This is a genomic window from Kitasatospora sp. NPDC001547 (genome assembly GCF_042894165.1).
In the GTDB taxonomy this organism is placed as follows: Bacteria; Actinomycetota; Actinomycetes; order Streptomycetales; family Streptomycetaceae; genus Kitasatospora.
On record NZ_JBIAVL010000032.1, the window covers coordinates 1 to 20201 of the forward strand.

At 71.4% G+C, this 20201-nt stretch carries 22 protein-coding genes and 1 pseudogene; 11 read left to right on the plus strand and 12 right to left on the minus strand.

The features are described from left to right. Window positions 1–534: 534 nt before the first annotated feature. Both ACFY0X_RS33715 and ACFY0X_RS33720 read right to left on the minus strand, forming a co-directional pair. Window positions 535–1587, minus strand: a complete 1053-nt coding sequence (locus ACFY0X_RS33715; RefSeq protein ID WP_387760314.1) for a ParB/RepB/Spo0J family partition protein — start codon at window positions 1585–1587, stop codon at window positions 535–537. Beyond that, window positions 1584–2300 carry an AAA family ATPase gene (locus ACFY0X_RS33720; RefSeq protein WP_380456771.1) on the minus strand — a complete coding sequence of 239 codons (717 nt, stop codon included), beginning with the start codon at window positions 2298–2300 and terminating at the stop codon, window positions 1584–1586. The genes ACFY0X_RS33715 and ACFY0X_RS33720 overlap by 4 nt, the downstream gene beginning before the upstream one ends. Before the next feature lie 407 nt (window positions 2301–2707). Here ACFY0X_RS33720 and ACFY0X_RS33725 point away from each other — a divergent pair, with 407 nt between their 5' ends. Further along, window positions 2708–3625, plus strand: a complete 918-nt coding sequence (locus tag ACFY0X_RS33725; RefSeq protein WP_387760315.1) for a hypothetical protein — start codon at window positions 2708–2710, stop codon at window positions 3623–3625. A 245-nt stretch (window positions 3626–3870) separates the two neighbouring features. On the opposite strand, the gene ACFY0X_RS33730 is transcribed toward ACFY0X_RS33725, so the two are convergent. Next, window positions 3871–4632 (minus strand): GntR family transcriptional regulator, encoded by a 762-nt coding sequence (locus ACFY0X_RS33730; protein ID WP_387760316.1) that lies wholly within the window; start codon window positions 4630–4632, stop codon window positions 3871–3873. Between the two features lie 307 nt (window positions 4633–4939). Here ACFY0X_RS33730 and ACFY0X_RS33735 point away from each other — a divergent pair, with 307 nt between their 5' ends. Continuing rightward, complete coding sequence (locus ACFY0X_RS33735) at window positions 4940–6427, plus strand: pyridoxal phosphate-dependent decarboxylase family protein (RefSeq protein ID WP_387760317.1); 1488 nt, start codon at window positions 4940–4942, stop codon at window positions 6425–6427. Continuing rightward, the gene (locus tag ACFY0X_RS33740; protein ID WP_387760319.1) at window positions 6424–7092 is read left to right on the plus strand and encodes a hypothetical protein; all 669 of its coding nucleotides are present in this window, start codon (window positions 6424–6426) and stop codon (window positions 7090–7092) included. Before ACFY0X_RS33735 ends, ACFY0X_RS33740 begins: the two co-directional genes overlap by 4 nt. Here ACFY0X_RS33740 and ACFY0X_RS33745 read toward each other — a convergent pair. The 5 genes and pseudogenes from ACFY0X_RS33745 to ACFY0X_RS33765 all read right to left on the minus strand — a co-directional run. Further along, window positions 7050–7901, minus strand: coding sequence for a phosphotransferase family protein (locus tag ACFY0X_RS33745; protein ID WP_387760321.1), 852 nt, complete (start codon window positions 7899–7901; stop codon window positions 7050–7052). The two genes, ACFY0X_RS33740 and ACFY0X_RS33745, sit on opposite strands and share 43 nt — an antisense overlap. Before the next feature lie 438 nt (window positions 7902–8339). After that, window positions 8340–8849, minus strand: a complete 510-nt coding sequence (locus ACFY0X_RS33750; RefSeq protein ID WP_387760322.1) for a hypothetical protein — start codon at window positions 8847–8849, stop codon at window positions 8340–8342. After that, window positions 8849–9643: a NucA/NucB deoxyribonuclease domain-containing protein gene (locus tag ACFY0X_RS33755; protein ID WP_387760324.1), complete on the minus strand. Its 795-nt coding sequence runs from the start codon at window positions 9641–9643 to the stop codon at window positions 8849–8851. Before ACFY0X_RS33755 ends, ACFY0X_RS33750 begins: the two co-directional genes overlap by 1 nt. 816 nt (window positions 9644–10459) lie before the next feature. Further along, window positions 10460–11572 (minus strand): beta-galactosidase, encoded by a 1113-nt coding sequence (locus tag ACFY0X_RS33760; protein ID WP_387760395.1) that lies wholly within the window; start codon window positions 11570–11572, stop codon window positions 10460–10462. Window positions 11573–11962: 390 nt separating this feature from the next. After that, window positions 11963–12196 (minus strand): annotated as a pseudogene (locus ACFY0X_RS33765) (helix-turn-helix domain-containing protein); the annotation flags it as partial. A gap of 233 nt (window positions 12197–12429) precedes the next feature. On the opposite strand from ACFY0X_RS33765, the gene ACFY0X_RS33770 reads away from it, so the two are divergent. The 3 genes from ACFY0X_RS33770 (at window position 12430) to ACFY0X_RS33780 (ending at window position 14362) form a co-directional block, all read left to right on the plus strand. Then, window positions 12430–12858 carry a hypothetical protein gene (locus ACFY0X_RS33770; RefSeq protein WP_387760325.1) on the plus strand — a complete coding sequence of 143 codons (429 nt, stop codon included), beginning with the start codon at window positions 12430–12432 and terminating at the stop codon, window positions 12856–12858. A 63-nt stretch (window positions 12859–12921) separates the two neighbouring features. Further along, a complete protein-coding gene (locus ACFY0X_RS33775) occupies window positions 12922–13815 on the plus strand; it encodes a hypothetical protein (protein WP_387760326.1) in 894 nt (297 codons plus the stop codon). Window positions 13816–13864: 49 nt separating this feature from the next. Further along, complete coding sequence (locus ACFY0X_RS33780) at window positions 13865–14362, plus strand: hypothetical protein (RefSeq protein WP_387760328.1); 498 nt, start codon at window positions 13865–13867, stop codon at window positions 14360–14362. Window positions 14363–14436: 74 nt separating this feature from the next. On the opposite strand, the gene ACFY0X_RS33785 is transcribed toward ACFY0X_RS33780, so the two are convergent. The 4 genes from ACFY0X_RS33785 to ACFY0X_RS33800 all read right to left on the minus strand — a co-directional run bounded on the left by ACFY0X_RS33785 (window position 14437) and on the right by ACFY0X_RS33800 (window position 16767). After that, window positions 14437–14577, minus strand: a complete 141-nt coding sequence (locus ACFY0X_RS33785) for a hypothetical protein (protein ID WP_387760329.1) — start codon at window positions 14575–14577, stop codon at window positions 14437–14439. Between the two features lie 205 nt (window positions 14578–14782). Continuing rightward, window positions 14783–15142 carry a hypothetical protein gene (locus ACFY0X_RS33790; RefSeq protein ID WP_387760330.1) on the minus strand — a complete coding sequence of 120 codons (360 nt, stop codon included), beginning with the start codon at window positions 15140–15142 and terminating at the stop codon, window positions 14783–14785. A gap of 347 nt (window positions 15143–15489) precedes the next feature. Further along, the gene (locus ACFY0X_RS33795; protein WP_387760331.1) at window positions 15490–16566 is read right to left on the minus strand and encodes a hypothetical protein; all 1077 of its coding nucleotides are present in this window, start codon (window positions 16564–16566) and stop codon (window positions 15490–15492) included. A 60-nt stretch (window positions 16567–16626) separates the two neighbouring features. After that, window positions 16627–16767, minus strand: a complete 141-nt coding sequence (locus tag ACFY0X_RS33800; protein ID WP_387760333.1) for a hypothetical protein — start codon at window positions 16765–16767, stop codon at window positions 16627–16629. 159 nt (window positions 16768–16926) lie between these two features. Between ACFY0X_RS33800 and ACFY0X_RS33805 the strand changes: the two genes are divergently transcribed. From ACFY0X_RS33805 to ACFY0X_RS33825, 5 genes are all read left to right on the plus strand, one after another. Further along, window positions 16927–17535 (plus strand): hypothetical protein, encoded by a 609-nt coding sequence (locus tag ACFY0X_RS33805; protein WP_387760334.1) that lies wholly within the window; start codon window positions 16927–16929, stop codon window positions 17533–17535. Next, complete coding sequence (locus ACFY0X_RS33810; RefSeq protein WP_387760335.1) at window positions 17532–18278, plus strand: hypothetical protein; 747 nt, start codon at window positions 17532–17534, stop codon at window positions 18276–18278. The genes ACFY0X_RS33805 and ACFY0X_RS33810 overlap by 4 nt, the downstream gene beginning before the upstream one ends. 174 nt (window positions 18279–18452) lie before the next feature. Then, a complete protein-coding gene (locus ACFY0X_RS33815) occupies window positions 18453–19190 on the plus strand; it encodes a hypothetical protein (RefSeq protein ID WP_387760336.1) in 738 nt (245 codons plus the stop codon). Between the two features lie 306 nt (window positions 19191–19496). After that, window positions 19497–19631, plus strand: a complete 135-nt coding sequence (locus ACFY0X_RS33820; RefSeq protein WP_387760337.1) for a hypothetical protein — start codon at window positions 19497–19499, stop codon at window positions 19629–19631. After that, complete coding sequence (locus ACFY0X_RS33825) at window positions 19628–20197, plus strand: RNA polymerase sigma factor (protein ID WP_387760338.1); 570 nt, start codon at window positions 19628–19630, stop codon at window positions 20195–20197. Before ACFY0X_RS33820 ends, ACFY0X_RS33825 begins: the two co-directional genes overlap by 4 nt. Window positions 20198–20201 lie beyond the last annotated feature (4 nt).

Genomic DNA, 20201 nt, shown 5'->3' on the forward strand with positions numbered 1-20201 from the left:
CAGACCCAGAGGTGCGCAAGGAGGCCCGGCTCGCAGCAGCCGAGATCACCACCGTCGAGTCGGAGGGTCTCACCCACAACTCTTGACTATTGCTCTCGCCGTCACGCCCGTCGAGGCATCGAGCACGGCTCCGGACTTAGCACTCCGCTGGGGCGTGGAACGCGCCTTCGCTGCCGTTCACTGGTTCCGCCGCCTGCGCGTCCGCTGGGAGATCCGCGATGACAACCCCGGGGCCTTCCTGAGCCTGGGATGCGCACTCATCTGCTGGCACCGGCTCTCGCGGCCGGGCCCGGGAGGCTCCTGCTCAGTAGCCTCCTCGATGCAGGTCCTTCGATCGGGGCTTTACTACCGTAGGGGTCGAGCGGCCAGGGCGGTGCCTGCGGTGACCAGTGCACAGAAGGGCCTGCACCGTCAGCATGGAGCTGAGGATGCAGGCCCTTCTGTGTTTCTGGCCGGACTCATAACCCGGTTATTGCGAGGACAGTCCGGGGCCGGACCGCCATCACCAGGGCGCCCATAACCCGGTTATGGGTGTCAGTCCCGGAGACTGTCGATCAGTGCCTCGGCCAGCTCGTACACCTCGGTCTTGTCGAGGACGGACCGCACGGCCCTGGCGAAGGCGTCGATGTCATGCCAGTCGACGTCCGGGATTGACGCGGGCTCCGCATGCGGCGCGCGCGGTTCCGGCACGCCGCCTGAGTCGGCGACGACCACCGCAGTCTCCTGAGGCGTCGGTGTCCGGGAATCCGCAGTTGCACCGACAGGGCTCTCGAGGCGCGGTGCTGGCGGTACCGGGGCCGGATCGGCGGGGCGCGGAGCGGGATCAGCTGCCGGAGGGGGAGTAGCCGGAAGGTCCTTTCCTGAGCTGACCGGGGGGACGGCCGGCCTGCCAGCAGGCGCGGACGCGACCGGGGGCTTGGCGAGAGACGCTTCGTAGGTGCTGAGCTGTTCCTCGGCCGGAAGGCTGGTGTAGGCCCGGGCGGCCTTCACCCCGAGTTCGCCGGAGGCAACCTTGGCCTGGAGTTCCGGGACCAGACCAAGGAGCGCGATGCGGAAGGACACGAACGCCTGGGTCTTGCCGATGCCCTTGGCAACCTTGCTCTGGGACATCCCGCGCCCCGCCGGCGGCTTGTCCGTGAGGACCCGCAGGGTGTGGGCCTCCTGGATCGGGGTGAGCCCTACTCGGAGCAGGTTCTCTGCCACGGCCCACACGAGCGGGTCCTCTGCCGCGTTCTCGTTGACGAACGCCGGTACCTCGGTGAGCCCGGCCCGGCGGGCCGCCTCCAACCGGCGGTGGCCCGCGACGACGACATACTGGCGGCCCGCGATCTTCTTGGCGTGCTGAGGGTTGTGCCTCAGGAACGCCGTAGCGGTACAGACCGTCAGCGGTGTGATCACACCGACGCTCTCGACACTGGTGGCCAGGTCCAGGAACTCCTGGTCGGTCTCGTCGATGACGCCCCGAGGGTTGTCCGGGTTGTGTGCGATCTGCGTGACGTTCAGGACCGGGGGCCGGGGAGCGGCGTGGGTGGGTTCGTCGAGGGGCTCGCCGTCGAGCATGTCGGCGAGATTGACGCGGCGAGTCATCGGGCGTTTCCGTTCAGGTTGAGCTCCAGGGCCAGCTTGAAGAAGTCCTCCCGGGCCTCGAAGGAGGCCCGGTTGGGCTTGTACTGGGTGACGACCAGGCCTTCTGCAGCGGCGCGGGAGTGCACCTTGTAGTGGCGCACGACGGTCTTCGCCAGGGGGAAGCCGTTCTTCTCCACGAACTCCTGGGTCTGCCGTAGGTCGACGTCGCCGTCGCGCGGGTCCCAGTTGTTGATGACGACGGTGTAGGGCAGGCCGCGAGGCTCGACGATCTGGCGGACCGTGCGGACGGTCGGCTTGAAGCCCAGAGGCTCCGGCTCGATCGGCAGGATCACGCTGTCGGCGTTGTCCAGGACGGCCCGGAGGATGTCCGCGGCCTTACCGTCGCCGAGCGGGTCGGCGGTGGTGTCGTCGTCGGACAGGTCGAGCCAGCCCGGGGTGTCGACGAAGATGTGCCGGACACTCTTGACTGCACGCAGCTTGCGTAGCGACCCGAGGTCGTTGTGGGCCTGGGTGAAGAGGAAGGGAAGTTCGTCGCCGACGCGGTTGGACCACCACGCCGTCGAGCCCTGCGGGTCGACGGAGACGGCGAGAACGGGGGGTTGTTCGCCGGCCTTGCGGCCGATGACCTCGGCGGTGACGGCGGCGAGGTTGACGGTCAGCGTCGACTTGCCGACGCCGCCCTTCTGGTTCAGAAGGACATGCACGTGTGCCATGGAAGCTCCGTGTGATTCCCAGTTGGCTGGTACTTCGGACCGACACAGGATGTCAGAACATCCAGGTCAGGTCGCACACGGGTAGCCGATCCGGGCGTGGCGGACCCAGAGCAGGCCCCCTGCGGCAGGGCACTGGCTGCGTGCTGCATGCAAGAGACCGGACGGAATGCAGGACACCACACCGTCTTCGAGCGAGACGACCAGGAGAGAGGTCTCGCCTCGTTCAGGCGCGGTGGTTTGACGAGCCGTGGTGCGCTGTTCTTCAATCTGAGCGGGCCCGTGAGCGCCCGGCTGCGCAGCCTTTGGCATCCCCCGAGGCTTGCTGCATAGGACCAGCCCCAAGCTCGCGTTCACTGGTCTCCATCGTCACACGATCCACAGTGCCGGTCCTCGGGGGCATCGCCGGCATGGAAGATGTGACCATGGTGGACCCGATCTCCTCCAAGCTGGAGCTGACCGCCGCACGGCGCCGCTTCACCGGTGAGCCGCACCGGCTCCTGCTGGCGATGATGCAGGCGGGCGAGGACATCCGAACCGTGCCGGATGCCAGCACCGAACAGGCTGACCTCGAGGCGGAAGTCTTCCTCCAGGTCTGCAAGGCCGGCGGCTTCTCGCCTCACCCGGCAGGCATCATCAACGTCCGCCCGCGAAGCGCCATGCAGCTGGCCATCCGTCTGGTTAGTGAGCCCTACATCGTCCGACACTGGGCCGAGCGCCTGTTGCCACAGCACTACCCGGACATTGCTCCTGACCCGGTGGACCAGTTCAATGGCGTGCCCGGCGTGCGCTACCAGACCACGTCCGGAGCCGTCCGCCTGTACCGGCCGGGCCACGACGCCGAAATCCGTCTTACCGGATTCCCAACACGCTGGTGGAACCGCATGGCGACAGCGGTGGGACAAACGGAACTGGCCGCAGAAGCGGACTGGACATCCCTTGAGCGATCAGTGCACACATCCCGCTGTCTGTACGACAGCGACGACACCCGGCTCGCCTCCCCACTTCTGCGCCGCATCCGCGTAACGGTCGGCAGCGGCACCGTCAATGCAACCGAGGCCTGGACCAGCGGGCACAGCTTGAGAGTTGAGACAACCGACGGCCCCCCGTGCGAGCAACTCGTGGACGGGCTGCGCACCAGCCCTGGCTGGCAGCTGGAGCGCGGATGTTGCAACTGCGGATCTGCATCTCGTGTCGGGTGCGGTCTCGACTTCCGGGTGCCCCGGACCGGGCAGGTCGTCGACTACTCGAATCTCCGCTGGCAGAGGACAGTGGACCAGCGGTGCCGAGACCGAATCGCGGAAATGAACGGCCAGGCGTTCGCATAGATCCAAGGCTCGCGTCGCCGTCGGTCTCCATCCGGGAGGTGTCCAGGCCGCATGCCGCGAGCTGTTCGGTGAGGCTGCGGCCGCGGGAGCGCCGACGCCAGCAGCACAGAGGCTCTCCACCGTCGAGGCTCGCCCCGCGCTGCCCAGGCAAATCCCCTCGCCACGGACCCGGTCTCTGGGTGGTCGGGTCGGCGAGGAGGACGGCGTCGGGATCGGCGCGGTTGTCTTGGGTCCGCGATGGTCGCCTACGGGGCCGGGGCGGCGGAGGGGTCGCGGGTGATGGTGTAGCCGAACTCGAAGTCGTCGCCGGACATGCGGGTGTCGTTGACTTCCAGCACGGTGCCGGCGGGGCTTGAGGTAGTGCGCACGACGCGCAGCAGCGGCACGCCCTTGGGCAGGGCCAGGCGCTCGGCCTCCTTGGGGGAGGGCATCCGGGCGCCGAGGCCCTCGTGCCAGGCGAGGGGGCCGTGGCCCATCTGCTCCAGCAGGTCGTAGATGCCGCCGGGGCCGGTGTCGCGTTCGGCCAGGCGGGTGCCGCGCGCCAGCGGGGCGGGCAGGTAGCTGGTGGCGAGCTGTTTGGGTGCGCGGGTGTCGGGGTCGCCCATGACGCGGTCGCGGATGAGGACGTTCTCGCCGGGTTGGACGCCGAGGACGGGCGCGAGGTCGCGTGGGGCGGGCCCCCAGTCGATGGTGGGTGGTTCCAGTGCCACCCAGGGCTGGGCCGCGGGGTCGAAGTAGTAGCCGCGTTCGTCGCGGTAGACGGTCCTGGTGCGTAGCAGGCGCAGCCGGGCGGGGACGGGTCGTACCACGGTGCCGCGTCGGCGGACCGGCTCGACCAGGCCCTCGTTCTCCAGCTCAGAGACGGCTTCTCGGGCGGTCTGCTTGGCGATGCCGTACTGCTGGGCGATTTCTTCCAGCTTCGGCAGTGCGGTGCCTTCGGGGTAGTCCCCGCGCTCGATCGCGGTGCGCAGGTCGGTGGCGACCTGCCGGTAGGCAGGGACGTTCATTGAGCCTCCTTGTTCACTCGCGGCACGCCAGAACCAGATTAGGACTAGGCCTATTGACGGCCTGTCGGTCCAGGTCGAGCATAGTCCTAGCCCTAACACGGTTGGTGGTGGGGCACATCCTCGTTGTTCCCCGCCGGGCACCCCGGCCCCTCACCGCTGCACACACGCACCAGCCGCCGCCAAAAGGCCGTGCCGCCCACTGCCCCACCGGGACTTGCAACCGCCCGGTATCACCCACGCCTCCCCGGCCTCACGGCCCAGCAGAGGCCTTCGGTACCACCCGCCCAGCCCACACTCGGGAGCAACCATGCACGCCCTCACCCCCGACACCCTGGAACAGACCACCAGGCTGCTCCAAGACGTCGTCACCGCCGGCCTGGCACACAAAAGCGCCGAGAGCGTCTACGCCGCCCGCGCCACCACCGCGCAGCTGCGCGTCCTCCTGCTCAGCGACCTCCCCGACGCCCCGTCCAGCCCCAAGCAGATCTGGCGGGAGATCACCGACACGGTGCTGCCGTACTGCGTCAACATGAACTCGCCCCGCTTCATGGGCTTCGGCGACACCGGCGCCGACACCGCCTCCCTCGCGGCCGCCCTGTTCGCCGTCCTCGCCCAGCAGAACCTCATCAACCAGTCCTTCTGCTCACCGTCCGGCACGTTCACCGAGATCGCCGTGCTGCGCTGGCTGCGCGGCCTGATCGGCTACAGCAACCCGCCCACCGGCCAAGTCACCTCGGTGTGGGACGCGGGTGGGATCACCACCTACGGCGGTACTGGATCCAACGCGGCCGCGATGATGCTCGCCCGCGAGCATGCCGTCCCCGGCACCCTGGCCCGAGGCGTCACCGATCCCGGCCGGTTCGCCCTGATCGTCCCCAAGGGCATCGGCCACTACAGCGTGAAGTCCGCGTCCACCTGGATCGGCTGCGGCGCGCACATCACCGAAGTCGACACCAACGCCTTCCGCTACAACCTGTCCGCGCTCGCCCGCGCGGTGAAAACCGGCCGCGGCCACACGATGGCCGTGGTCGCCTACGCCGGCGACTCCCGCACCCAGACCGTCGACCACCTGCGCGCCGTCGCCGAAACCGTCCGCGAACACGACCCCGACGTGTGGCTGCACACCGACGCCTGCTGGGGCCTGATGTGCGCCCTCACCCCACGCCTGAACCACCTCCTCGACGGCATCGACCAGTTCGACTCCGTCACCGTCGACCCCCACAAGGTCCTCAACGTCCCCTACGGAGCCTCCGCACTCCTGCTGCGCGACCCCGCCGCGCTACGCCTGATCTCCTCCTACTCGGACCTGATCATGCAAGAGGACTTCGCGTTCGGGCAGGTCACCCCGTTCATCGGCACCAAGGAGTGGACGTCCCTGCGCGCCTGGGCCACGCTGCGCGCCCTCGGCCGACAGGGCCTGGCCCAGATGATGGACGACCGCCTGGAGCGCGCCCGGCAATTCGCGGACCTGGTGGATGCTCGGCCCGGCCTGCTGCGCTTGAACGAGCCGGACATGTGCGCGGTCGCCTTCCTCGTCCTGCCCGACGACCACGACCCGCAGGCCCCGGACGTAGAACGGATCAACCACCTCAACCGGGCCGTCCACGCTCGGATCCTCGACGAGGGCCACTGGCACCTGCACCACTTCACGATCCCCGACGACACGGGCCGCGTCCGGCACGGCGCCCTTCTCGCCCCGCTGCGCTTCGTCTCCATCAACCCGCGCATCACCGAAGCCCACATGGCCGAGGTCCTCGACTACGTCACCGCCCTCGCCGAGCAGGCACAGCGGTGAACGCGCCCTTCGAGGACGCCGCCCGCCTCTCCGCCTTCCCCGGCGGCTACGCGCTCGCGTACGGCTCTCACGCCACTGCAACCCACCGGGCAGGGTCGGACCTCGACCTGCTGTACACCGGCCGCGCACCGCTCACCGCCGAGCGGCTGGCCGACCTGGTGGAGCGGGTGAAGCAACTCCACCGGCGGCACGGGCTCGACCTGGACGACGAGGTCCCCTACGAGACGAAGCTGTACACCACGCTCCACCAGGCCGAACAGGCCGCCGACGGCGAAGGCTTCACCTCCGGTGAGGGCACGCCGGCCACCGTCCGCGAGACCGCGTTCCTGACCACCGACTCGTTCCGACTCCGGCTGGTGTTCAATGCGCTCACCACGCCGAACGTCTTCCTCGCCGGGAATCCGGCCGCCTACCGGCGGCACACCGCCCGGGCAGAGCGCACCGCCGCCCGCTTGGCCCACACCCTCCACGAGGCAGAGAAGGTGTCGGTAAGTCAGGCCGCGGAGGTCCTGCTGCACGCCCCGGACGGTCGCACCGGTAAGGACTACCTCGGCTACCTGTGCCCCGCGCACCTGTATGCGGTCCTGGCCCGAGGCTTCGCCGACCTGGTCGCCCGCGGCTCCTACAAGGTCACCGCCGCGGGGGAGTTCCAGCCCGCGCGGTAAGCAATCCATTCACGCCCCGCGGCGGAGGCCCGGGCCCGGTAGGCGCCCAGCGCGCCGCCGGGCCCGGTGCGCTGCTGCCACGCCCAGTACCCGGTGATGGCGACCGCGAACGCGAGCACCCCCTTCTCGGGCGCAGCCCGCCAGGCGGGAACCCGCTCGGCGAGCAGACGCTCGGCGGAAGCGGCGGTGTGGCCGGCCAGGACCAGCTGCGGCAGGAAGAACGCGGCGTCGACCCAGGCCGAGCCCCGGGCGAACCACGACCAGTCGATGACCCGCACATGGCTGGCGTTCAGCAGCATGTTGTCCGCGCGCAGGTCGCAGTGCAAAAGGGTGTCGCCCTCAGCGGCCCGCACCAAGGCGGCCGGACTGTCGATGCCGACCAGCTCCACGGAGTGCTCCTGGTCCCAGCCGTCCAGGCCGCCCTCGGACAGACGAACCCAGCACCCGCACAGGGTCTCGGCGAGCGCGGAGAACGGCCCGGCCCGTCCGGCCGGGCACGGTGTCAGCAGCTCACCCAGCTCACCGACCGTCTCCAGCACCGCGTCGAGCTCCGCCGAGCCGGGCGCGAGATCCGGATTCGTGCCGTCGACATCCTCGAAGCCGAGGACCAGCCACCCGCCGGTCTCCACCGTCCACAACAGCGCCGGAGCGATCCGAGAGGGCAGATACGCTCCCACAGCGGCCTCGGCCCTGTACATCCCCGCCGCCCGGTCAGCCACCGGCGCACCCTTGATGAACACTCGACCGCCGTCGGCGAGCCGCAGGCGCGCGGCGATGCCTGGAGTGAACCCGCCCGACGGGTAGCTCACGCCCCTCACCCGGGCCCGCGAACGCTCCTCGACAGCCATACGGACAGCGGGAGGAAGATCGTCCCAACCCGGACGGCTGGCAGGCGGAGTGGACACCATGAGGGCCTCCGGGATCGACGGTGGGCCGACCGTACCGCGCGTACCACCGTGATCGCCGCGAATTCCCTGTCGGCGACGACCCGCACTGGCCCGCGGGGGTAGGCGCAGCCGCTGCCGCGGTGGACCCAGCGGCCTGTGGGGCGGGGATCGCGGCAGGGGCGCAGCGTGGTCGTCGACGGCGGGGCGGTCGGCTGGTCAGGCTGGGCGGTGCCGCGGCAGATGCTTCCCCCAGCGTCAGCGTGCGCAGCGCCAAGGCGGTGAGCGCTGAGGGTGCGGGGCTGCTGCGGCTGAGGGCGCGGTGCCTCGGCTGGGGTTGCCCACGGCCGAGGCACCGTTGCTTCAGGCTGTGCGGACGTGTCGGCCGCGTCGGTCGGTGAGCTTGTGCCGGATCTCGGGGTTCACGGGGTGCGGCCATGCCTGGATCAGGTAGGACTCGACCGGGTCGCCGTAGTTGTCTTCCAGGTCCAGGCCTTCGTTGCGGCCCCGGACGTGGACTCTGACCCGGTAGGAGCCGGGACCCGGGGCGGACAGGTAGGGGAGGCTGGTGATCGGGTCGTCCTGGAAGCCATGGCCGACGAAGCCTGCTCTCGGGGTGGTGAAGGTCATGCTGACGTCGACGACGTCCTCCCACCCGTCGAGTGTGAGCGATGGTTCTGTCTGACACGGCTCGAAGGTGAGCGCGATCTTCCCGAACGCGGTGCCGGTCAGAATGGTGGCGCGGTTCTCCCCGCCGCGGGTCTGGATCAGGCCGTTCAGCCCGGTGTAGACGTCGGGGTCGGGATCGGTATCGGGATCCCTGATCCAGAACTGGGAGTGCGACACCCTGGTCTCGATCGAGAAGGTGCTCATCACGCCGCCACGTAGAACTTGTCGCCGTTCAGCACGCGCTGGGCCGCGTAGAACGCGCTGAGAGTGCCGCCCTGACTGTCGTTCTCGGCCTTGGGTACCCAGACGGACCCGCTGTTCGGCGGAGGTGTCTTGGCGGCGCCTTCCAGAGTCGTGGCGAACGGGTACTCGTCGCACGACCACACGGTGCCGGCGGGGGTCGTGGGCTTCGGGACGCCGGGTACCGGGCATGCTGCCTTCCGGTTGTCCGACTCCACGGTCGGGGAGGTGGAGCGGGTGAGCGGATTCGGGCTGTCCGGCTGGCCCATGTGCAGAGGAGCGCTCTGCACCTTCCGGATGCCCGCAGAGATCGTCGGCAGGTAGCGCATGTCTGTCACCGGCCGCCCGTTCGGCATGACACAGCCGGCCGCTGATCCGGGGACCTGGTCATCGCACCGGAAGTACGGGGAGTTCCACTCACCGGCGACCTCGGTCCCACCCAGGGGGTGGATCGTGATCTTGTAGGTCGCTTCGGCGTGGTCCTGGGTTGAAGCCGCGGGAGTGTCGGTGTAGGCGTCGTTGGAGTAGAACGAGGCTCCCTGGCTGATCCGCCCGCCGTTGTAGAAGGAGAGGGGCTTGCAGGACACGCTGGTGCAGCCGGTCGTATAGGTGAAGTCGGCGCTGGCGGCCTCACCCCACACGTACGGGAAGTCGACCTGGAAATAGCCGTATACCTGCGTGCTCTTGGGGTCGGCCTTCAGATAGTTGGTGACCTTGTAGGTCATCCCACCGACCGGCGTGCCGTGCTGGTCGGTCATCTCCCACTGATTCGTCTGCGTGTAGCAGGCCTCCGTCCGGTTGACCTCCCATTCACTGGTACACCAGGACGGGATCGCTCCCTGACGCGGTCCTGGAGCCGCAGACGCCGTGAGGCCGACCGTCATCCGTGCGCCTTCCAGCCGGTCCTGCACAGCGGCCACCCCGCCTGCTGCGCCGTCACCGAGAAGGGGCGTTCCACCGGAATCCGCCTGCGGACTTCCCGCAGCCTGCACTACCGGCCCGGCGCCAGCCCCTGCCCCCGTATCCGCCGCCTGAGCGCTGCCTGTCACAGTGATCAGCGCGGCAGCGCTCATAAGAGCAGCGATTCCGCCGATCAGCCGCTGGCCTGCATACCTCACTGAAGCCCCCTTGCCTGCGGATCACTCCGCGTCTCCCGGCGGCCGCGACAGACAGGCACGACGCTTGCCTAGAAACCGCCGAAAATGGATCGTCTGCTGCCGAAGCGGCACCGGACGGCATCGTGCGCCATCCATCCAAGGACCACGGCCCACCCTGCACGGACGGTTCAACAGAACTGACGCAACGTCAACCTGCTCCGCCGCCGATGCTCCCTGCCGGGCGGCAGCCGCCCAGCCTGCCAGGAACTGGCTCGTTCGCGGACACATTCGGTGATTTCTCGCTACGGTGATCGGGTCCGAGCGGCGGAGCCCGGACACGTCGGGCCGATCGATGCGACGTCGGCATCAGGTGTTCGGCTGGATCACGTGGATGCTCCCGGTCCCGCACTTCCGGCGCGCCCAGCGGGGGCGGCAGGTGCCCCCGGGGCTGGGACGCACCACGTCGAGACGGCCCGGTCAGTCGTAGGTGAGAAGGGTCGGCCGTTCGGTGAGGCGCAGCTGGCTGCGTTCCCCCACCTCGCGGGTCGCACCGTCGAGGTCGTGCATCAAGGCCCGGCGCGGTCCGACCGCGGTCTCGGCCTCTCCGGCGTCGGTCCAGAGGACGACCACGCGTGAGGGCGGTCCGTCGGGGACCGGGACGGTGAACTCGCACTGCCAGGCGTTCTCCGGGAGGGAGACCTGCGAACCCCGGCCGCAGCCGGTGAGGCTCGCGTCCGCGAGCCAGTGCTGCAGCCGTTCCACATAGAGGGCGGCGGTCGTGGGCGGTCTTCCCTCCGGCTGCAGGACGATCGGCAGCGTGCTGTTCCCCCACGCGTAGAAGTACATCCGGTCCAGGCCGTACCGGCGGCCGTACAAGCCGGTGAGGTAGAACCGAACGGCGTGGTTCGCGGCGCGCTGTGGGTCGAGGGGGTCGTTGAGGGGCAGCGTCTGGGTGGTCCCGGTGTTCCACAGCGGTAGGTGCACGCCGGCCCGGTGGAAGCTGCGGTAGGCCGACTGAACGGCCTCCAGCATGGTCTCCGGGGGGTCCTGGATCCTGCGCTGGTACAGCTTCACCCCGGCCGCGTCGCAGTCCTGATAGCCGCCGAGTTCGGCGAAGCGCTGGACGAACGCGTCGGCCGACGGCTCCCACAGCCCGGTGACCGACGGACAGACCACGATGGCTCCCGGGTCTCGGGCGTGGATGATGCGGCCGGCCCGCCGGGCCATCTCCACCAGTGTCTCGGTCGGGCCGTTGAAGTGGTGCGGGTGGTTGGCCATCACCCACAGTTCGTAGGCCTCAATGCGCCCGCGAGCATGCTCGACCAGCGCCCGGACGAAGGCCTCCCAGTCGGCCAGGTCGTCCGGCGGAGCAGCCCGTGAATCCTCGGGGTAGGCGGCCCGGCGCGCGGCGGGGGCGGCCCACCCAGGTGTGCCGCCGAACACGAACAGCGCCGGAAGCCCCGCTTCCCGGCTGCCCTGGAGCAGCCGGTCGAGCACCGACCAGTCGTAGGCGCCACGCTGTGGTTCGAGCTGTGACCAGCGGGTCTCGCTGTCCCACAGCCGCACGCTGCCCACCCGGAACGTGGGCATGGCGCCGGAGCTGCTGTTGAGGGTGACGCCGAAGGCCGGCCGGGGTACTGGGGCTGGTGCCTCCGCCCAGCTGGATGCGGCCGGGGCGGTGGCCGCGGTGATCGGGAGAAACGGAGGAGAGGCTGATTCGGTCCGGACACTGTCGGCCGCGGTGGCGAGGAGCGAGAGTGCGGCGAGTCCGGCGGCCACGCGGCGCCAGCCGGCCGGGCCAGTCGTAGGACGAGGTGGCGGTCCGTCGGTGTGCGATCCGTCCTCCGCCGGACCGCCGGGTGGCTCCGGCGTGGGAGGGGGCTGTGGCGATCCCGGCTCCGGTGGCGGTTCCGCGTGAACGGTAGCGGTCGCGCCGGCGGCCGCCCGCCAGGACCGGAGCAGGACGTTCAGCTCGTCGGACCGGGCGCCGCACTCCTGGGCGAACCGGGCGACCACGTCGTAGCTGCCGGGAACCCCCTGGCCGGTGCAGTAACGGTGAAGCGTGGTCCGGCCGGTAAACGTGCGCCGGGCCAGTTCCTGGTAGCTGAGTCCGCTGCGGTCCTTGAGCCGGGTCAAGGCGGCCGCCAGTTCGCGTGCGTCAGTCTCCCGATCCATCGTCATCCCCCCGGTGGCGATCGTCGTCGTCGACAGCATTCCACAGGGCGTCCCGAGCCGCCGGTGAAACGCCAGGTCCACGGGGGTGGGAGCGTCCCACCCCAGCTCGGGACGCCGGTGCCGTTGTCCGCGTCCGGACGGCGCGCCGAGGATGGCCACCGCGCCGGACCGAGTGAGGACCGGACGACCGGACGGTCCCCCGCAGCCCCGGTGCTACGGCAGGCCGACGCGATCTCTCCATGCGAACCACCATGTGTCCAGGAAGGACCCACATGCGCCTGCGCACCGCTGCTGCCGGCCTCGCAGCCGTCATCGCCGCCTCCTTCGCACTCCCCGCCGCTTCCGCTTCCGCGGCCGCGGTTTCCGACCAGTGCCCCCGGGACGGACGTTCGGCCGCCGCGGACACCCGGATCCTCGGCGGCTGCGTGTTCGGGGTCTGCGGAACCGTCTACAACCGCACCTCCGAAACCGTCTCCGTCACCATGAACTGGGGCGACATCCAGAACAACATCTGCCGCCTCAACGGGCACGCGAACACCGAGGGCTGGGGCGACGTAGACGGGATCTACGTCCCGACCCAGCGGAAGATGGATGTCTTCATCACCGCCCCCTTCGGCAACCGCTGGGTTGCCTGGGGACCGGGCTGGCACAAGATCTCCACCGACGAGTACGCCCACATCGACCGCATCTACAAGCCTTAGGAACCGGCGATGGGACGTCTACTGACGCGTCGCCGGCCACTCCCGGGCGGACCCTCGCGCCTCGTGCCGGGGATCGTCGCGCCGCTGATGGCGGCCGCCGCGCTCACGGCCTGTGCGTCAGACACCGGCTCCGATCCTCCGGTCCCCTCGCAGTCGGCGCCGCCCCCCACCGAGGTGGAGAGCGCTCTGCTGCGGGAAGCCGAACAGCGGCTCGTGGCGGACTGCATGACGGAGCGCGGCTTCCGCTACTGGGTCGTGCCCACCCGTGGCGACGAGGGACTGCGGCCGCTCGGGTTCGTCCTGGACGACACCCGGTGGGCCCGCGCCCACGGCTATGGGGGCGGCAGTCTCGCCCGCGCCGCCGCCGAGAAGGCAACCGACCCGAACGCTGCCTACATCGGGGGGCTGGCCGAGGAACGGCAGCACGCGTACGCGACGGCGCTGCGCGGGGGAGCCGGGACCCCGGAGCTCTCCGTCGACCTGCCCGGCGGGGGAACCGCTGTCAGCCGCCTCGGCGGCTGCGAGGGCTCGGCTGGCCGACAGCTCTACGGGGACCTCGCCGCCTGGATCCGCGCGGACACCCTCGCCGCGAACCTGACTCCGCTGTATCTGCCGGACCTCACACGGGACGCGCGGTTCGCCGAAGCGCTCTCCGCATGGTCCGCGTGCATGGCGGCGGCCGGGCTCCCGTACGAACGGCCAGACCAGGCTCGGGCCGAGGCCCGGCGCCGGGCGGCGGGTCTCGGCCCGGACGCGGTCACCGCGGCAGAGGTGCCGCTGGCGGTGGCCGAGGCAGGGTGCGGTGCGTCCACCGGCCTGGCCGACACCGCCCGGCGTCTCGAGGCCCACTACCGCGGGCGGTTGCCGGAGCGGTACCGGTCCGTGATTGGGGAACGCACAAAACTCGCCCGGGCCGCGCTGCCGCGAGCCCGGGCGATCACGGGCCGGACGGCCTGACAACTACCGGCCCGCGGCACCGTGCCGCGGGTGTGACAGGGAGGAAACCATGAAGAGGACCCGCATCGCACTGGCGGCCACCGCCGTGGCACTGCTGACGGCCGCCCTGCCGTCCGGCACCGCCGTGGCCGACAGCAGCCGGGAGGCCGGTGTCGTGGACACCTGCTCGCCGTACCGGACGCAGTGGGCTGGCGCCGTGATCGCTTGGGAGGACACCTGGTGCACCGGCTCCCTCCTCGGCACCGCCCTCGGGAACGACGCCAACTGGGGTGATGCGTCGGGCCCCTTCCAGGGCTCCGACAACAACCGGGCGAGCTCCGTGATGAACAACGGCCTGTCGGACCCCAACGGGTTGGTGCACGTGGCGTTCTACCGTGACGCCGGCGGTGGCGACGCCTGGCGCAACGGCTACGCCTGTCTGAGGCAGGGCCAGTTTGTCGGCAATCTCGCCCTGCGGGTGTTCGGCGGCGGCGGGGGAGGGGAGGTCGCGGACGCCATCTCCTCCCACCAGTGGGTGACCACGGGGGCCTGCAGTTCCTGGATGTGACGCCGTCACCGCGCCGTGGCCGACCGCTCCCGCGGTCGGCCACGGCCGCACGGCGTCTTCCGGCGGCCGGCCGGTCAGTCCGTGGACGCGGAAGCGGGCAGCAGTGCCGGGTCGCCGACGTCCAGGATCCGCCAGCCGGGCTCCGCGAGCAGCGCGTCCAGCAGTTCCCGCACCGCCGAGAAGCCGTGGAGCCGCTCTTCCGCGGAACGTTTCATCACGTTCTCGTCAGAGATCATGGCAGCCCGACAAGTACCGCTCATCGAGCCGTTTGAAGACCAACCCCTCCAACCCGACGGCCGTCCAGCCCAGCCACTCCCGCGCCACGGCCGGGTCGGTCGTCGACGGGCACAGAGCCAGCACCCCGCCCAGCTCCCGCTCGGCGAACAACGCCTCCAGCGCCGCCCTGCGCCGCCGGTACGGTCAGGCGGTCAGGTCCTTCTCACCTTGGTGCAGCAGATCGAAGGCGGCGAAGTGCGCTGGCCCCTCCCTCGCCGAGGCTGCCGCTCGGGCACCGCGGGCCTGCAGCCGCTCGAACGCCAACCGCCCTTCCTCCCAGACCACCAGCTCCCCGTCCAGGCCGTTCCCGGCGGGCAGCTTGTCGTGCGCGGCCTGCCGGATCTCCCGGCACGCTGCTCCGAGGTCGGCACCGCGTCGGGACCGCAGCTCCACCCGGCCCTCCTGGACAATGAGCGCCGTCCGGAACCCATCGAACTTGGCCTCTGCCGCATGCCCCGGCGGCAGCTCGTGGCCACGGTCAGCCTTGGGGCCGGTAGCGACCACATCATCCCCGCACCGCCCCTTTCCGAGTGGGGACGATGACCGGGGAAGGTCCCGCCGCAGGACCGCTCACCGCAACGGTCAGCATCGTCTCCAGCAGGACCCACGTCATGGCGTCACCTTCTTTGGCAGGTCACCAACCTCGCTCGCACGCTGCTCCCCGCGCCCGCCGCCGCTCATCCGGGACGGTCTATGGCCAGCCCCGCCTCCGGTCCCGGTCCGTGCGACAGGGGCGGACGGGCGTCGCCGCCCTGCTGCGCCCCGCTCGGAGGCGGTACGGCGACGCCCTGCTGGGCGCTTGCACAGTGGCCTGCCCGGCCAAACCACGGGGTGTCCTGGTTCCGCAGTGGTCAGCCGGACCGGCCGCTGGGACCGCTTTCCTCCAGGTAGCGTAGGCGCTCGGCCGCCTGCGTGAGGGCGTCGTGCGCCCGGGATGCCTGGGCGCGGGCGGAGGCGACGGCGTGCTCGGCGGTCCGTACTCGGCCGTCGGTCCGGGCGAGGGAGTCCTGGGCCTGGTCGTTGCGTTCCCGCGCGCGCAGGAGGTCGGCGCCGGCCTGGTCGGCCTCGTCCTGAGCGTTCTGCCGGGCCGCCCTGGCGGCGCGCAGTTCCTGCTCGGCGGTGTCGGCCTGCCCGGCGGTCTTCCGCTCGGCCTTCTCGGCCGCTGTCACGGCTGCCCGGGCTGCGGTCAGCTCGCGTTCACGCGTACGGGCGCGGGCCCGGTCGAGGTCGCCGTGGGCGGGGTCGGCGGCGGGCTCCCGGCGGTGCGGGGGCTCGGCCGGTGTGCGGGGGCCAGCAGAGTTTTGGGCCGGGCGCCGTTGCGCAGCCGGCCGTGGTCGGCTCGCCGCCGTACGCGGGGCCGGGCCTGCCTCGGTTCCAGCGGGGACGTCCGCTGACTGGGCCTCGTTCCCGCCGTTCTCGGGTGCGCCGGCGGTGGCGCCCGGCCACAGTGGCGGTTCGAGGGCGGTGTGCAGCCGCCCCTGGGCCAGGGCCCGGGCGGCGTCCGGGTCGGCGAGGGCGGCGGACAGGGTGCGGTCCAGGTCGGCGACCGCGTCCGTGCCGAGCGGGTGACCGGCGGCGGCCGCGTCCCGGCGGGCCTGCTCGGTCAGGGCGCGCACCAGCTGGCGGCGCTGGTCGGTCAGCGCGCGCAGCCGGTCTCCGGCGAGGTGTACCTGGGCGTCCCGCAGGTCATGGCCGACGTCGAGTAGCTGCGTGACGAGGTCGCGGTGGTGGCGGACGAGGAGGTTGGCGGCCCAGGCGGCGAGGGTGGGCCGGTGCAACGCGCGGATGCGCTTGGCCAGCGCCCGGTCCGCCGACTTGGCTTCGTCGGCGCGCGCGTTGCGGGCGGCGACGAAGGCCTCCGGCACGAGGGCGTAGAGCGCGTCGGCGATCGAGTCGAAGCCGGGAGGGACGTCGGGCGCATCTGCCACCCTTCGGACTCTACGGGCAGCCCGGCGCGAAGGCCTGCGGCGTATCCCGGGCCCGGGGCACTACCTGCCGTCGTCCGTGCGGGCGCCCGGGCCGAGGCCGAGGAAGTAGGCCAGGGCCTCCGGCACCCTGTCGATCATCTCCTGCTGCTCCTCGGCCGTGCCGCGGTCCCGGTCGAAGCAGTCGATGGAGCAGGCCCCCACGGGTTCCAGGGGACGGTGCGTCCGCCGGCGTCGCCAGGTCATCGCCGCGCTGTGGGCCACGTCCACCTCAGCGGTCGCCTCGACCCACGGTAGGCGCGTGCCGGGGGCGGCCAGAGCTGACGTTTGATCACTCGAAGCCGGTATCGAACAATTGTTCCCATGAGTGTCGATGTGCCGTTCTCCCGTCCCGGCCACCCCGTACCCGTGGCCGGTGACGCCGAGCGGGCGCCGCGGGAGCTGATGACGCTGCCCGGCCTGCACCACGACGTGCGGCGCTGGCGCCTCGTGGAGGTCCGCCTCGGCGGCGGCTGGAGGCCGGCGCTGCTCACGGTGTGGCGGCGCCCGCCGGGCAGCACCCGCTGGGTCGTCCACGTCCGCTGGGGCTCGGACGGGCCTGGCCCGGGTGAGGAGGCGTGGGCCTGGCTGCTGTTCGACGAGACGACGATCCGCCCGCTGCCCGAGCCGGCCGATCCCGCCCCGCCGCGCGACGCCGTCGTCGTGCCGTTGGAGATGACCGGCACATCCGCCACCGCCGATTCCGGGCGCTGCTGGCGCCTGGCCTGGATCCGCACCGACGGTCGCTGGCGCTCCGGCCTGATCAGAGAACAGCGCCGCCCCGCTCCCGACCTGCCGTGGATCGCCGACGCGCGCTGGGGCGAGGACCGCCAGGCCGCCTGGCTGCTCGCCGACCCGGCCACGGTGCGCCCGATCCCCGCCCACGGACAGGCCACCCCGGCGGCCGCGGCTGCCACGGGGAAGCGGCGGTGAGCCTGCGGATCGCCGCCGTGCCCGACCCGGCCGCGCCCACGCGCGAGGAACGGCTGGCGGCGCTGCTGGAGGAGACCAGCCCGCAGGCCCGCCGGGCCCGCGTGGAGGCCGCGACCCGGCCGGTCCTGCCCGCCCTGGAGCCCCTGCTGCCCGACGGGCGCCTGCCCAAGGGAGCCGTCGTCGAGGTCCTGGACCCGGGCCTGCTGCTTGCGATCGCGTCCGGCCCGGCCGCCGCGTCCGGCCTTCTGTGGACCGCGATCATCGGCTGGCCCGACGTCGGCCTCGCCGCCGCCCGCGCCTACGGCCTGCCCTGGGAGCGCACCCTGCTGGCAGACGACCCCGGCGACCACTGGGCCGAAGTCGCCTCCGTCCTCGCCGACGCCTGCGACACCATCATCCTGCGCCCCGCCGGAGCCCCCGCACCGCGCCAGCTCGCCCGCCTCGAACAACGCCTTCGGACCACGGGCGCGACGCTTCTGACCCTCGACCCGTGGCCGGGCACCGCCGAACTGCGCTTGACGGTCGGGGGAGCGGTCTGGGAGGGGGTCGGCGACGGGTACGGGGCTCTGTGCTCGCGCACGATCACGGCCCGGTGCACCGGCCGGGGCCGCGCCGGTCGGCCCCGCGAGGTGCTGCTGCAGCTGCCGGACGAGCGCGGCGGCGTCAGTACGGCCGTCCCGGTGCCCGCCGTGACGGGCACCGACGGCGCGGAGACCGTCGTCGCGGTGGCCGCCCTGGCGTAGGAGACCGCTGGCAGGCGGCCGCCGCCCGGTCCTGCCTGCCGCGGGAGGTTCCACGACGTCGGAGCGGCCCGCACGCGGGCCGCGGGGCGGTACGGTACCTGGGGCGGCCGTTCCCGTCACCGCAGGGGCGGCTGCGGATGCCAGACATCGGAATCGAGCAGGCAGGGGCCCGCAATGTCGGTGATCGGTTACGAACTCCCGCAGGGCGCCACCGGCTTCCATCTGTGGCAGGTCCTGGTCACCGGTGAGATCCGGGTGCGGACGGTCGACTGGGTGACCCCGCTCCCGCCGGGTCTCGACGCCGACTACTCGACCCCCGACGGGGACGTCTACGTCTCGGAGGTCCTCCTGCCGCTGTCGTGCGACCGGTGCTCGTCGACGGAGGGTCACATCGGGCAGGGGCGCTGGGACGACCAGCTCACCCTGACCTGCAGCCGGTGCGGCACGGGGTGGGTGGCCCGATGGGCCGGCCTCAGCGACGAGGCGGAGACGGAGGCCAGCCGCCAGCTGTTGCGGCAGATCGTCGTCCAGTCCGGCTCCGCCCCCTACACCGTCCCAGGCGACAGGGTCAGGGAGATCCGGGACGATCTCCAGGCGGGCCGGTGGACGCCCAGCCGAGCGGACCAGACGCTGGCCCGCGAGCTGCTGCTCGCCGTCTCCGGCGATCCGGGCCCCGAGGCGATCGCCCGGTGCATGGCAGCCACGCTGCCGGACCGGCCCCTGCGGAGCGCGCGGTTCTCCGAGGCGCTCGCCCGCACGGTCGGCCTGCTGCGCGACCCCGGTGCCGGAATCGGCGCGGAGCCGGAACGCAGCCTGGTCCTGGACGTCGTGATGGACCTTGCCCGTACGGTCGCCGCCATGGACCCGGCCGCGCTGCGGACCGAGCCGGAAGCCGCAGCCGACACACCGTGAGCTGACGGCTGGCCCCACAACGCTCCTGGCAGGACGTCGGAGCCGGCGATGCCGGGGGGATACCACTGTGTCCCGCGTGCCGTGCGCCGCCGGGGACGTCCGGATGCAGATGCCCCCGCGGCCTGGGCCCGGGCGTGTGGCCTTCCGGAGGTCCACCCTTCGGATGATCACTCCGTAGGCGGATTGACACGCTCCGCAACTTTCTTCTCGTTCGGGCTAAACGAAACCCGGCTCGGTCCGAAAAGCTGTCACTTGACGTCACGTCTCCCCCACGCAATGACAGCACCGAGCGCGAGAGGTCCCGCAGTGAACACCCTCATCCGCCCCGCCCGTCCTCAGCCCACCCCGCTGGCCGGGCAGGACTGGGTGCGGCCCATGGCCGACCACCCCGGCACCGCCGAGCGCCACCGTGCCGCGTCCGGCCCGGCGGCCGCCGCGTGAACCACCACGGCCACGGCCACGACGGCGACGACGATCACCAGCCGCTGGTGTCCATAGAGTTCGACGCCTTCTTCGAGCACTACCACCAGCGCTACCTCGACTACGCCCGCGCCCAGCTCACCCTCAGCGAACCCGAACAGATCCAGGACCTGGTCGAGGACGTCTTCGCCCACCTCGGCCTCCGCTGGGACAAAGTCCTCGCCGAACCCAACCCCACCGGCTGCGCCTGGGGGCTCCTGCGCGTCGTCGTGGAACACGAACGCCGCCAGCGCGGCGAGGTCCTCATGCTGGTCGAGAAGGCCCTCTTCATGAACGCCGCCAACCAGGCCACCCGCCCCGTCATCGCGGCGATGGAGGACGGCCTCGGGATCTACCACGCCATCAGCCGCCTGCCCGAGCGCCAGTACGACGCACTCCTGTACAGCCGCTTCCTCGAATACGACACCGCCGACATCGCCGCCGTGATGGGCATCAGCCCCAGCACCGTCCGCGTGCTCATCCACCAGGCCCACAGCAAGCTCCGCAAGCAGACGCTGCTCGCCGTCTCGGAATCCGACGAGGAGTAGACCC